Origin of the sequence: Streptomyces sp. NPDC005648 (assembly GCF_040605395.1) — a bacterium.
Lineage (GTDB): Bacteria > Actinomycetota > Actinomycetes > Streptomycetales > Streptomycetaceae > Streptomyces.
Genome location: NZ_JBEXCS010000002.1, coordinates 138,019 through 150,272 on the forward strand (window position 1 = coordinate 138,019; position 12,254 = coordinate 150,272).

Consider the following 12,254-nt stretch of genomic DNA (forward strand, 5'->3'; position numbering starts at 1 on the left):
AGCTGCACGCGCCCGCTTGCCAGCTCCAAGCGCGCCCGACTGCGCACCCCACGCGCGCGTGCCGTACCGCTCCAGGGCGAACCGCTGCTCAGGCAGGCCGTACCACGCTGTGGATGATGGACTCGCCACCGTAGTAGATCGACTCCTCGCGGACGTACGCGCCCGGCTTCGGGGCGTGGATCATCATGCCGTTGCCGATGTAGAGGCCGACGTGGCTGATGTCGTCGTAGAAGAAGATCAGGTCGCCGGGCCGGGCGTCGGCGAGGGAGACGGTCGTGCCGGCGTTCACCTGGTCGTAGGTGGTGCGCGGGAGGGTGGCGCCGGCGGCCTTCCAGGCGGCCTGGGTGAGGCCGGAGCAGTCGTAGGAGCCGGGGCCGGCGGCGCCCCAGACGTACGGCTTGCCGATCTGCGCGCGGGCGAAGGCGAGAGCCTTGGCGGCTTCGGTGGAGTACGTGGCGCCGGAGATGCCGGAGCTGTCGGAGGCGCTCGTGTCGGACGACGAGCCGCTCTCCTGGGCCGCGGCCTCCTCGGCGCGCTGCTCGGCCGCCTGCTCCTTGGCCAGCTCCGCGGCCTTGCGGTCGGCCGCCTCCTGCTTCCGCTTCTCGATCTCGGCGAGCCGTGCCTTCTCCTCGGCGTCCAGCTTCGACAGCAGCTCGCGCGCGTCGGTGAGCTTCTTCTGCACCGCGGCCTTGGCGGTCTGCAGATCGCTCTGCGACTCGGTGAGCGTCCGCAGGCTCTCGGAGGCCTCCTCGCGCTTCGTCATCGTGGCGGACTGCTCGGCGAAGTAGTCGTCGACCTCGCTCTTCTGACGGGAGGTCAGCCGCCCCATCAGCTGCGTCTGATCGAAATAGTCCTGCGGGGAGTCGGCGAGCAGGAAGGTCGCCGTGTCCGGCGCGGCGGCACCGGTCCGGTACTGCGCGGCGGCGAGGGAACCGAGCCGCTGCCGCTGCTCGTTGAGCTTCTGGGCGCGCTTGGCGACGTCGTCGAGGAGGCTGTCGACGCGCTTGCGCTGCTTGGTCGTCTTCTCCTTCGCCGCGTTGTAGTTCTCGGTGGCCGACTCGGCCTGCCGGTAGAGGTCGTCGACCTTCTTCTCGACTTCCTCCAGGCTCGGACTGCCGTCCGCCGAGGGGGTGGCGTCGGCCGTCTGGGACAGCAGGGCCACGGAGGTGAGGGCGGCCGTGGCGAGAGCGGGGGTGCGTATGCCTGCTACGCGCGTACCCGCGGGGCGCGACTTGCGGTGCGACGCCAAAGGAGGCGACTCCTTCCATGTTCCGCCTACCGAGTCAGCTGTCGGGTTCGGGCGGGTGGTTCGGAAGGGTTGCCCTACGGCCCGTGCCCGGAAGGGCGGTTGGGCCGATTCACCCCAAGGTCGGTGTGGGTCCCCGGCTCCGGCCGCGCGGCGGCGCTCCGGACTCGGCGGAGGGCGTACGGCCCGGCGGGGTTCGCCGGTGGGGGGCGTACGGCCTGCTCAGAACGGTAGCCAACTCGTGTGGCTCATGTGAAGGTTGATGTTCGATATGCCCGATACGTTTTCGTGACCTTCGGTCAGGGCGTGCCCTTCGATCGCACGGTGTGACAGCGCTGTCGCCAAGGGTGATTCGGTGGATGTTCTCAGGGCGGCGGCGGGCTGTCAGTGGGGCGGCCTAGACTCGGAGAGCGATGAGCAGCCTCTTTGACGACAGCTTCCTGGCGGACCTCCAGGCCCCACGCGGGCGCGAGGAGGAGCCCCCGCCACCGCCCGAGGACGATCATGTGCCGGAGCCCGTTCCGGATGATCTGTTCGGCGGGAAGTTCGACGTGCCGCCGGACCGGGACGCCTACTACCGCGACGGCGCGCCCCGCCCGGTGCTCGACGCGGCCGCCCTCCTGGAGGGGCTGAACGAGAACCAGCGCGCGGCCGTCGTCCACGCGGGCAGCCCCCTGCTCATCGTGGCCGGCGCCGGCTCCGGCAAGACCCGCGTCCTCACCCACCGCATCGCCCACCTGCTCGCCGAGCGGAATGTGCACCCGGGCCAGATCCTCGCGATCACCTTCACCAACAAGGCCGCCGGCGAGATGAAGGAGCGCGTCGAGCAGCTCGTCGGCCCGCGGGCGAACGCGATGTGGGTGATGACCTTCCACAGCGCGTGCGTGCGCATCCTGCGCCGCGAGAGCAAGAAACTCGGGTTCACGTCGTCCTTCTCGATCTACGACGCCGCCGACTCCAAGCGTCTGATGGCCCTGGTCTGCCGCGACCTGGACCTCGACCCCAAGCGCTACCCCCCGAAGTCCTTCAGCGCCAAGATCAGCAACCTGAAGAACGAGCTGATCGACGAGGAGGACTTCGCGGCCCAGGCCACCGACGGCTTCGAGAAGACCCTCGCCCAGGCCTACGCCATGTACCAGTCGCGGCTGCGTGAGGCGAACGCCCTCGACTTCGACGACCTGATCATGACGACGGTCAATCTGCTGCGCGCCTTCCCGGACGTCGCCGAGCACTACCGCCGCCGTTTCCGACACGTCCTGGTCGACGAGTACCAGGACACCAACCACGCCCAGTACGCCCTCGTGCGCGAGCTGGTGGGGACTAGCGAGCACCCCGTCGACGTCCCCCCGAACGAGTACGACGTCCCGCCCGCCGAGCTCTGTGTCGTCGGTGACGCCGACCAGTCGATCTACGCCTTCCGCGGCGCGACGATCCGCAACATCCTCCAGTTCGAGGAGGACTACCCGGACGCGACGACGATCCTCCTGGAGCAGAACTACCGCTCCACCCAGACGATCCTCTCCGCCGCCAACGCGGTCATCGAGCGCAACGAGTCCCGCCGCCCCAAGAACCTCTGGACCAACGCGGGCGCGGGCGCGCGCATCACCGGCTACGTCGCCGACACCGAGCACGACGAGGCCCAGTTCGTCGCCGAGGAGATAGACCGACTGACGGACTCGGGTGACGCCAAGGCCGGCGACGTCGCCGTCTTCTACCGTACGAACGCCCAGTCCCGTGTCTTCGAAGAGGTCTTCATCCGCGTCGGCCTGCCCTACAAGGTCGTCGGCGGGGTCCGCTTCTACGAGCGCAAGGAGGTCAGGGACGTCCTGGCCTATCTGCGGGTGCTCGCCAACCCCGAGGACTCGGTGCCGCTGCGCCGCATCCTCAACGTGCCCAAGCGCGGCATCGGCGACCGCGCGGAGGCGATGATCGACGCCCTCTCCCAGCGCGAGAAGATCAGCTTCGCGCAGGCGCTGCGCCGCGTCGACGAGGCGTACGGCATGGCCGCGCGCTCCACCAACGCCGTCAAGAAGTTCAACACGCTGATGGAGGACCTCCGCACGGTCGTCGAGTCCGGCGCGGGCCCCGCGACCGTCCTGGAGGCGGTGCTCGAACGGACCGGTTACCTGGCCGAGTTGCAGGCCTCCACCGACCCGCAGGACGAGACCCGGATCGAGAACCTCCAGGAACTCGCCGCCGTCGCCCTGGAGTTCGAGCAGGAGACCGGGGAGGGTGAGCAGTCCGCCGGGCTCGCCGACTTCCTGGAGCGGGTCGCGCTCGTCGCCGACTCCGACCAGATCCCGGACGAGGAGGAGGACGGCTCCGGAGTCATCACCCTGATGACCCTGCACACCGCCAAGGGCCTCGAGTTCCCGGTGGTCTTCCTCACCGGCATGGAGGACGGCGTCTTCCCGCACATGCGTGCCCTCGGCCAGACCAAGGAGCTGGAGGAGGAGCGCAGGCTCGCGTACGTCGGCATCACGCGCGCGCGTGAGCGGCTGTATCTCACCCGGTCCTCGCTGCGCAGCGCCTGGGGCCAGCCGTCGTACAACCCGCCCTCCCGCTTCCTGGAGGAGATCCCGGCCCAGCACGTCGACTGGAAACGGACGGGCGCCACCGCCCCGGTCTCCTCCGGCCCCGCGTCGGGCGTGGCGGCCTCCCTGTCGTCCTCCCGCTCGCGTTCCTCGGCATCGGGCGCGTCGGGCTTCGCGACGAGCCGCGCCTCCGACAAGCCGGTGGTCTCGCTGGCCGTCGGCGACCGGGTCACCCACGACCAGTTCGGCCTCGGCACGGTGGTCGCGGTGAAGGGTACGGGCGGGAACGCGGAGGCGACGATCGACTTCGGCGACGCCAAGCCGAAGCGGCTGCTGCTGCGGTACGCGCCGGTGGAGAAGCTCTGACGGGATGAGCCCCCGCCGAACAGCGGGGGCTCACAAGGAAGGCCGAACAGCGCGGGGCTCACAAGGAAGTGCGGGGGCTCACAAGGAAGTTGTGGGGCTCACGTCGGGTCAAGGCCGTGGCTGCGCAGCCACGGCAGCGGGTCTATGGCCGCCCCGCCGTTCGGCCGGACCTCGAAGTGCAGGTGCGGGCCGGTCGAGTTGCCCGAGTTGCCGGAGTACGCGATCGGCGTGCCGGCCTTCACCGTCGTACCGGAGACGACGCGGTAGCTGGAGAGGTGGCAGTACCACGTCTCCGTGCCGTCCTTCGCGGTCACGATCATCATGTTGCCGTAGGCGCTGTTCCACTGGGTCCGCACGGTGCCGTCGGTCGCGGCCATCACCGTCGTGCCGTACGAGACCGGGAAGTCGATGCCGGTGTGCACGGACATCCAGTTGACGCCGGCCTGGCCGAAGTAGGCGCTGAGCCCCTTCTGGGTGACCGGCAGGACGTACTTGGGGCGCAGCCGCTCCTTGCGGGCCGCCTCCGCCGCCGCCTTCTTCTGCTCGGACTCCTGCTGGGCCTTGAGGTCGATGCGCTCCTGTGTCCGGCTGGCCCGGTCCGCGAAGTCGTCGGCGCCCGCGGAGAGGCTCTCGAGCTGGGTGTCCAGCTTGTTGTTGGCGGCGGACGGTTTCACCGCCTGCGCGTCCGAGGCGGTCGTCGAGGTGCCGTCGGAGGAGAAGGTGCCGACGGACGCGGCCGCGATACCGGCGACCCCCATGACACAGGCCGACGGAACGGCGATGGTGAGCAGCGCGGAGCGCTTGGCGGGCGTACGGCGCCGGGAGCGGGAGGCGGTGCGGGTGCCGGCCCGTGAGGCCGGCGCCGGCGTCACCTCTTCCTGCTCGTCCAGCAGGGGCGTCACGGCGGGGAACTCACCGGTGACGGCCGGCTCGCCGTCACCCTCGGCCTGTTCTTCGTACGCGTCCAGGGAGTGGTGTGTGCCCTGCTCGCCCTGCTCGACCTGTTCGAAGACGGAGGTGGCCTGGTGGTCGAACGGTTCGCCTCCCGCCGGCGCCTCGCCGTCCGAGTTCCACTGCGTGGCGTCGTACGTGCCGGTCTCGAAGGTCTGCGTGCCCCATTCCCAGTGCTGGGTCTGGTCGGCCACACCGCTGGACTGGTCGGGCTGGAGCCAGGCGCTCGCGTCCCAGTGCCCTGACGTGTCGTGCCCGGTGGACTGCTGGGGGATGGCGGAGAGCTGCTGGTGGTCGGTGCCCCAGGCGGACGTCTGGTAGACGCCGGTGTCGTAGGCGGCGTGGTGCTGGGCCGCGTACGCGTCGTAGTTCAGGGTCTGTTGGCCGCCGGTCGTCCACTGGCCGCTGTCGTACGAGCCGGTGGCGTCTTCGGGGAGGGTGCCGAACAGGGGGTCGGCGGCGAAAGTCGACGTGGTGTGCGCGCCGGTCGCGAACGCACCGGTCTCGTAGCCGCCGTACGTGGTGAAGTCGCCGTACTGGGCCTCCTGCGTGCCGTACGACGCATAGTGCGCCGAGGCGGCGTCGGAAGCCGGAGCCGGGGTGGTCATGCTCCCCGACGGGTGACGGTCGTTCACCAACTTCTCTTTCGCCTCGACAACAGGGGCTGCCAGAGCAGTGCGGTGACTGTACCCGGCGGTACGCGGGCGCGACAATCTTCAACTGGTTTCGGGCGCGCAGGAAACGGGCATTCGGCCGTGTTTCGGGGGAGTGCGGGCGCGGGTTTGGCCTGGTGTTCGATGAGTGTTCGATGCCATATGGCTGTCAGGGCGCCGTACGGCGGCTGTGCGGCTCCGTCAGGCCACGGTCAGACCGCCGGCTCGCGGGGCGGCTTCCGCTCCTGTCGGCGGGGCGTCGAGCGCCTGACGTATCCCGGTGGCGACGGCGGGGTGCACGGGCAGGGCGAGATGTCCGATCCCGCTCACCCTCACGTTCTGCGCCATCAGGTCGGGGTGGTCGATGCAGGCCGTCTCCAGCGGGTCCATCAGATGGTCGAGATCGCTCCAGAAACTCACGAAGTGCGTACGGCAGCCGGGCGCCGGCCGCGTCAGCTCCTCCAGCAGCTCCGAGCCGGGGCGCATCTGCCGGACGATGGGATGCGCGTTGGCCAGCGGTACCACCCGGGTGCCGGAGTGCGGGGTGCCCAGCGTGACCAGCGTGCGGACGCGGAGGTCGCCGCCGAGGCGTTGCACGTAGTAGCGGGCTATCAGTCCGCCGAGGCTGTGTCCGACGACGTCGACCTGCCTGCTGCCGGTGCGCTCGCAGATCTCCTCTATGTGCCGGCCGAGCAGCTCGGCGGCGGTACGGATGTCGCAGGTCAGCGGTGAGTAGTTGAGCGACTCCACCTGCTGCCTGCCGTGCTGGGCGAGACTGCGGCGCAGCAGCACGAAGACCGAGCGGTTGTCGATGAAGCCGTGCAGGAGGACGACCGGCGGTTTCGCCTCGGTCGGCAGCTGGGCCGCGCCGTCGGGCGAGGGCAGCGCTGACGGCGCCCGGCGCTCCGGGGAGATACCGGAGGGATAGAGGAGGAGGTGTCCGGCGAGGATCGCGAGCTCCAGGGCGGTCGCCTTCACCAGGGCCACGGAGAGTCCCGCCAGCCTGCTGGGGAGCAGCCGTCGGCAGAGCGGGAGAAAGGGCTGCACTGCCCAGGTGACCTTCATGGCCGACCTCCTGTCGGCACGCAGGAGGACGGCTCCGTCCCCCGTGTGCCCTCGTGGGAAGTCGCGCCCAAGGGGTCTACGGCGCCCATCCGGCGACGCCGACGCACCGCACCGCCACGGCGCGCGGCCTGCGGCGCGGTGGTACGGCGACCTCGTTGCGGCTCCCGTCGCGCCTGCTCCCGCTGCGGCCCTTGTGCCGCAGTGACTCGGAACGGTGCGCTGCGAACGTGTCCCACCGTGTGATTTCCCCCTCGGTGCGCACCACGAAACTGCCGGTTGCGGGATGCTGGCGATAACGTTCGTTCACTTCCCGGGCCGGTCCGGGTACCCAAGTACGTGTCGGTGTACTTGTCGGTGAGGATGGACGCAGTCGCTTCATGGAGGCAGTGATGGGTGTGGCAGCCGGTCCGATCCGCGTGGTGGTGGCCAAGCCGGGGCTCGACGGCCACGATCGCGGGGCCAAGGTGATCGCGCGGGCGCTGCGTGACGCCGGTATGGAGGTCATCTACACCGGGCTCCACCAGACGCCCGAGCAGATCGTCGACACGGCGATCCAGGAGGACGCCGACGCGATCGGGCTGTCCATCCTCTCCGGCGCCCACAACACGCTGTTCGCCGCGGTGATCGAGCTGCTGAAGCAGCGCGACGCGGAGGACATCCTGGTGTTCGGCGGCGGGATCATTCCCGAGGCGGACATCCCTCCGCTGAAGGAGCAGGGCGTCGCGGAGATCTTCACGCCGGGGGCGACCACTCAGTCGATCGTGGACTGGGTCCGGGCGAACGTGAGGCAGCCGGCGGGAGCGTAGGCCCGTGGCGCTCGGGCCGTTGTTCGGTGCGGGTGCGGGTGCGGGTGCGGGTGGCCGTGCCTGGACCGGGTCTGAGAGATCCTGTGCCCGGACCGGGCTGGAGAGGTGCTGTACTACGCCTCCAGTTCCGCCACCATCGCAGCCCGCAACCGCAACGTCGTGACCAGGCGTTGGAATGCCTCCGCCCAGTAGCCGCCCGCCCCGGGTGACGCGTCCTCCGGTTCGTCCGGGACGGCGAGCAGGCCGTCGAGGTGGCCTGCCTCCGAGGGGTCCAGGCAGCGTTCGGCCAGGCCCATCACTCCGCTGAAGCTCCATGGATAACTCCCCGCGTCCCGTGCGATGTTGAGCGCGTCGACCACGGCCCGGCCGAGCGGCGCGGCCCAGGGCACCGCGCACACCCCGAGCAGCTGAAACGCCTCCGACAGCCCGTGCGCCGCTATGAACCCGGCCACCCAGTCGGCCCGTTCGGCCACGTCCAGCGTGCCGAGGAGCTTGGCGCGTTCGGCCAGGGACACCGCTCGGGGGCCACCCGCCTCCGGGACCGAGGGCGTGCCGAGCAGGGCGCGGGCCCACTCGGGGTCCCGCTGTCGTACGGCGGCCCGGCACCACGCCGCGTGCAGTTCGCTCTGCCAGTCGTCCGTGACCGGCAGGGCCACGATCTGCTCGGGGGTACGCCCGCCGAGCCGCCCGGACCAGGTACCGAGCGGCGTCGCCTCGACCAGCTGACCGAACCACCACGCCCGTTCACCCCGCCCGGCCGGAGCCTTGGAGACGACACCGTCGCGCTCCATGTCCGAGTCGCACGCGTGCGGTGCCTCGACGGTGATCGTCGGAGTGGGACGGGTGTCGTCCACGGACACGCAGGCGCCTGCTCTGGCCGCCATCCGGGCGGCGAGCGCCGACTCCGGCAGCGCGGAGAGCAACTCCGCCGCCGTCGCCCGCACGTTGCGGCTGCGGTCGGACAGGGCCTGTTCCAGGAACGGCTCGTCCTGAGGACCGAGGCCCGTGCGCAGCGAGTCGAGGAACATCAGACGGTCCTCGGCCCGCTCCGTCGACCACGTGGTCATGAGCAGCTCACGCGCGGCCGTGGGTTCCCGGGTTCGCAGGGCGGAGAGGAGGGCGACCCGTTCCGCGAACAGGCCCTCCTGCCAGAGCCGGCGGGTCCGCTCCTCGTCCTCCGGCCGCGGCAGAGTCGCGCCCCCGCCCGGTGTGGCGCGCAGGGCGAACCGCCAGTCCGGGTTGAGCCGGGCGAGCCACACCGCGCGCGGCCCCGCGAACGTCAGCGCCGCCGGCCGCAGGTCCGTGCGCCCCCGCGCGGCGTCCAGCAGCGCGGGCAGTGTCTGCGGCGGTGCCGCGAAACCGCGGGCGTTCGCCGTCGCGAGCCACTGGGGCAGCAGCTCCATCAGATCCGGCGCCGTGCCCCTGCGGCCGCCGCCGCCCGTACCGGGCCGGTCCGCGAGCAGCAGCGCCAGCCGACGGGCCGCAGCGGCGGGCAGCGGCGGGCGCGGGTCCTCTGCCGCCGGTTCCGGCCGCCGAGCCGCCGGTGCGGGACGCAGCCCGGCCCGCCGCCGTACGGTCTGCACGGCTGCCGCGTCCAGCAACGCCACCGGCGCCTCCCGGCCCGACGTACCACCCGGCGGAGTACGGCGCTCGGTGCCGAGCAGCGCCGTCGTGACGAGTTCCTCCCAGGCGTCCGGCGCGGGAGTTTCCACAGGTGTGGATGTCCTGGTGTTCATGCGGTTCCTTTCCATGGGGCGCCGGGAGGTGGGCGCAGGCTCATGGCCTGGGGCGTGGAGGGAGCGTGCGGTGCCTTCACCGAAGGGGCGCGAGGGCACGTCTCGGCGGTGGGGCTCAGCACAGCTGCACCGCCTCGCCCGGACCCTCCGGCCAGGCCGTCAGCGGGGTGAAACCGCGGTGGCCGCACTCGCCGAAGACCTTGACGGGGGCGCCGCCCGAGAGGGCGACCAGGCGCCACAGTCCCGGGCGGGAGCGGGCGGACGGGGTGAGCGGCAGTGCGAAGTCCTCATCGGCGTCCACGAGTTGCCAGGAGTCGCCGTCCGGAGTCGGAACGACCCGGTCGAGCGTCACGGGGATCGAGTCCAGCCAGGGGTCGTCCCGCAGGGCGGTGCCGTAACGGGCGGCGGCCTGTGATGTCGTCATTCCCCGGGGGCGGGTCGTCGCGGGCGCCGGCGGCGCGAACTGTTCGCCGAGGGAAGCCCGCAGCTGACCGGCACCGGGGTAGGCCGAGACCTCCGCGTCCAGGGCCAGACCCACGGGGAGGGCGAGCTCCGGGGCGCGGCCGGCCGCGCCGTAGGAGAGGAGCAGCACCGTGCGCTCCGAGGCGGCCCCGTGGAGCCAGATCCGGCGGGTCGTCAGGCGGATGTCCGACGTGTCGTACTGAGCCAGAACCAGCCACTGGTCACGCTGCGGTGGGCCGTCCGCCGTGCCGGACAGGCCGATACGGGAGCGGACCGTCGCCGCCAGGCCGTCCGGCAGCTCCTCGCGGCGCAACCAGGCCTGGTCGAGCAGGTGGAGCAGCGCGCACTCCTCCAGCAGCCGCACCGGCCAGCCGGGCCCGGACGACGGGATCGCCCCCAACTCCCGCACCCGCGCGGCCAGTCCGGGCGCCTGGGCGTCCACCATGCGGGCGGCCGTCTCCTCCCACAGCCCGTACCCCGACTGTTCCGCGCCCGCGAGACCGCCCCGCAGCAGGTCCGTCAGGCGCTGCTCCAACTCGGTCGCACCGGCGGTGACCCGCTCGGCCCGGCGCTCGGCACGCCGCCGGGCCCCTTCCGGATCGGCGGAGGCCGACGGGGAAGCCGTGGCAGCCCGCTTCTCCGCGGTCCGCTTCCTCCTCCCCTCCATCCACTGCTCCGCCCAGTCCGGCGCCTGGCCCGCCGGCACCGCCCCGTCCTCGCCCGCCCACAGCAACAGCAACCCGAGCGCGTGTTTGCACGGGAACTTGCGGCTCGGACAACTGCACTTGTATGCCGGGCCCGCCACGTCCGCGATGTCCACGACCGTCTGATACGGCTTGCTGCCACTGCCCTTGCACAGCCCCCACACCGTCCCCTCGTCGGAACTGCCCGTCCCGGACCACGGCCCCGCCGCCCCGAGTTTGCTGCCCGCTTTGCGTGACGCGGCGTCAGGCGCCAGCGCCAGCACCTGGTCCGCGCTCCAGCGCACCCCCTGCTGAGTCATGTCTCCGACGGTAGATCCCCCCACTGACAATCGGTCCGGACGGCGGCCGGGCGAAAGGCCTCGCGACGGAGTTTTCGCAGGTCACATCGCATTGTCAGTGGCGTAGTGCAACGTTGGTGCCAGATCCGAACCGGCCGAGCTGGAGGGGGCCTCAGCCATGTCTGTGTCCGTTGAACCGTCGTCTGTCGAAGCGCTCGCGCAGGAGCCCGCCGAGGCGTTGCGGCCGCATGCCGAGGACGCCTTCGCCGGTGAACTCGCCGCGCTGGCCGCGCAGGACGACCGGCCGCGCCCGGCCCGCTGGAAACTGTCGCCGTGGGCGGTGGCCACTTATCTGCTCGGCGGGACCCTGCCGGACGGGACGGTGATCACGCCGAAGTACGTGGGGCCGCGCCGCATCGTCGAGGTCGCCGTCACCACCCTCGCCACGGACCGGGCGCTGCTGCTGCTCGGCGTGCCCGGTACCGCCAAGACCTGGGTGTCCGAGCATCTGGCCGCGGCGGTCAGCGGTGACTCGACACTGCTCGTGCAGGGTACGGCGGGCACGCCGGAGGAGGCGATCCGCTACGGCTGGAACTACGCCCAGCTGCTGGCGCACGGCCCGAGCCGGAACGCCCTGGTGCCCAGCCCCGTCATGCGGGCGATGGCGGAGGGGATGACGGCGCGGGTGGAGGAGCTCACCCGTATCCCCGCCGACGTGCAGGACACCCTCATCACCATCCTGTCCGAGAAGACGCTGCCGATACCGGAGTTGGGGCAGGAGGTCCAGGCGGTCCGCGGCTTCAACCTGATCGCCACGGCCAACGACCGCGACCGAGGGGTCAACGACCTCTCCAGCGCCCTGCGCCGCCGTTTCAACACGGTGGTGCTGCCGCTGCCGGAGAGCGTGGAGGCCGAGGTCGACATCGTCTCGCGGCGCGTCGACCAGCTCGGCCGCTCGCTCGACCTGCCGGCCGTGCCCGACGGCGTCGACGAGATCCGCCGTGTCGTCACTGTCTTCCGCGAACTGCGCGACGGGCTCACCGCGGACGGCCGTACCAAGCTCAAGTCGCCGAGCGGCACGCTGTCGACGGCCGAGGCGATCTCCGTGGTCACCAACGGCCTGGCTCTCGCGGCCCACTTCGGCGACGGTGTGCTGCGGGCCGGGGACGTCGCCGCCGGCATCCTCGGCGCCGTCGTCCGCGACCCGGCGGCCGACCGGGTCGTCTGGCAGGAGTACCTGGAGGCGGTGGTCCGGGAGCGCGACGGCTGGACGGACTTCTACCGGGCCTGCCGGGAGGTCGGCGCATGACCGATCTGGGCTGGGGCAGCCGCGCGGGCGGCAGCAAGGGGACCGGCGGCAACAACGGGGCGGGGGGCAGCGGTGGGGCGGGCGGGAGCCAGTCCGGTCGGCGGTGGGTGGCGGGTGTGACGGTGCGGAGGTTGGTATGACGGT

The 12,254-nt window shown here is 71.5% G+C and carries 9 protein-coding genes and 1 riboswitch; of the genes, 4 read left to right on the plus strand and 5 right to left on the minus strand.

The annotated features are described in order from the left end of the window. Positions 1–88: 88 nt before the first annotated feature. Positions 89–1,249, minus strand: coding sequence for an NlpC/P60 family protein (locus ABZT17_RS01995; protein ID WP_356342472.1), 1,161 nt, complete (start codon positions 1,247–1,249; stop codon positions 89–91). An 8-nt stretch (positions 1,250–1,257) separates the two neighbouring features. Beyond that, a riboswitch (cyclic di-AMP (ydaO/yuaA leader) is annotated at positions 1,258–1,429 on the minus strand. A 230-nt stretch (positions 1,430–1,659) separates the two neighbouring features. On the opposite strand from ABZT17_RS01995, the gene pcrA reads away from it, so the two are divergent. Next, positions 1,660–4,146 (plus strand): DNA helicase PcrA, encoded by a 2,487-nt coding sequence (gene pcrA, locus ABZT17_RS02000; RefSeq protein WP_356342474.1) that lies wholly within the window; start codon positions 1,660–1,662, stop codon positions 4,144–4,146. A 98-nt stretch (positions 4,147–4,244) separates the two neighbouring features. On the opposite strand, the gene ABZT17_RS02005 is transcribed toward pcrA, so the two are convergent. Next, the gene (locus ABZT17_RS02005) at positions 4,245–5,732 is read right to left on the minus strand and encodes a M23 family metallopeptidase (RefSeq protein WP_356342477.1); all 1,488 of its coding nucleotides are present in this window, start codon (positions 5,730–5,732) and stop codon (positions 4,245–4,247) included. A 219-nt stretch (positions 5,733–5,951) separates the two neighbouring features. After that, the gene (locus ABZT17_RS02010; protein ID WP_356342479.1) at positions 5,952–6,815 is read right to left on the minus strand and encodes an alpha/beta fold hydrolase; all 864 of its coding nucleotides are present in this window, start codon (positions 6,813–6,815) and stop codon (positions 5,952–5,954) included. 389 nt (positions 6,816–7,204) lie between these two features. Between ABZT17_RS02010 and ABZT17_RS02015 the strand changes: the two genes are divergently transcribed. Next, on the plus strand, positions 7,205–7,621 hold the full coding sequence (locus ABZT17_RS02015; protein ID WP_356342481.1) for a cobalamin B12-binding domain-containing protein: 417 nt from the start codon (positions 7,205–7,207) through the stop codon (positions 7,619–7,621). A gap of 113 nt (positions 7,622–7,734) precedes the next feature. On the opposite strand, the gene ABZT17_RS02020 is transcribed toward ABZT17_RS02015, so the two are convergent. Beyond that, positions 7,735–9,357, minus strand: a complete 1,623-nt coding sequence (locus ABZT17_RS02020) for a DUF5691 domain-containing protein (protein ID WP_356342483.1) — start codon at positions 9,355–9,357, stop codon at positions 7,735–7,737. 115 nt (positions 9,358–9,472) lie between these two features. Further along, the gene (locus ABZT17_RS02025; protein WP_356342485.1) at positions 9,473–10,822 is read right to left on the minus strand and encodes an SWIM zinc finger family protein; all 1,350 of its coding nucleotides are present in this window, start codon (positions 10,820–10,822) and stop codon (positions 9,473–9,475) included. A 157-nt stretch (positions 10,823–10,979) separates the two neighbouring features. Between ABZT17_RS02025 and ABZT17_RS02030 the strand changes: the two genes are divergently transcribed. Beyond that, the gene (locus ABZT17_RS02030; RefSeq protein ID WP_356342488.1) at positions 10,980–12,110 is read left to right on the plus strand and encodes an AAA family ATPase; all 1,131 of its coding nucleotides are present in this window, start codon (positions 10,980–10,982) and stop codon (positions 12,108–12,110) included. Then, positions 12,107–12,250 carry a hypothetical protein gene (locus tag ABZT17_RS02035; RefSeq protein WP_356342490.1) on the plus strand — a complete coding sequence of 48 codons (144 nt, stop codon included), beginning with the start codon at positions 12,107–12,109 and terminating at the stop codon, positions 12,248–12,250. Before ABZT17_RS02030 ends, ABZT17_RS02035 begins: the two co-directional genes overlap by 4 nt. Positions 12,251–12,254: the final 4 nt, after the last annotated feature.

What these genes read in the sequence shown, in the direction of transcription:
- pcrA (WP_356342474.1), top strand. Translation starts at nt 1,660, where the DNA reads ATGAGCAGCCTCTTTGACGACAGCTTCCTGGCGGACCTCCAGGCCCCA.
- ABZT17_RS02010 (WP_356342479.1), bottom strand. Translation starts at nt 6,815, where the DNA reads ATGAAGGTCACCTGGGCAGTGCAGCCCTTTCTCCCGCTCTGCCGACGG.
- ABZT17_RS02015 (WP_356342481.1), top strand. Translation starts at nt 7,205, where the DNA reads ATGGGTGTGGCAGCCGGTCCGATCCGCGTGGTGGTGGCCAAGCCGGGG.
- ABZT17_RS02020 (WP_356342483.1), bottom strand. Translation starts at nt 9,357, where the DNA reads ATGAACACCAGGACATCCACACCTGTGGAAACTCCCGCGCCGGACGCC.
- ABZT17_RS02025 (WP_356342485.1), bottom strand. Translation starts at nt 10,822, where the DNA reads ATGACTCAGCAGGGGGTGCGCTGGAGCGCGGACCAGGTGCTGGCGCTG.
- ABZT17_RS02030 (WP_356342488.1), top strand. Translation starts at nt 10,980, where the DNA reads ATGTCTGTGTCCGTTGAACCGTCGTCTGTCGAAGCGCTCGCGCAGGAG.
- ABZT17_RS02035 (WP_356342490.1), top strand. Translation starts at nt 12,107, where the DNA reads ATGACCGATCTGGGCTGGGGCAGCCGCGCGGGCGGCAGCAAGGGGACC.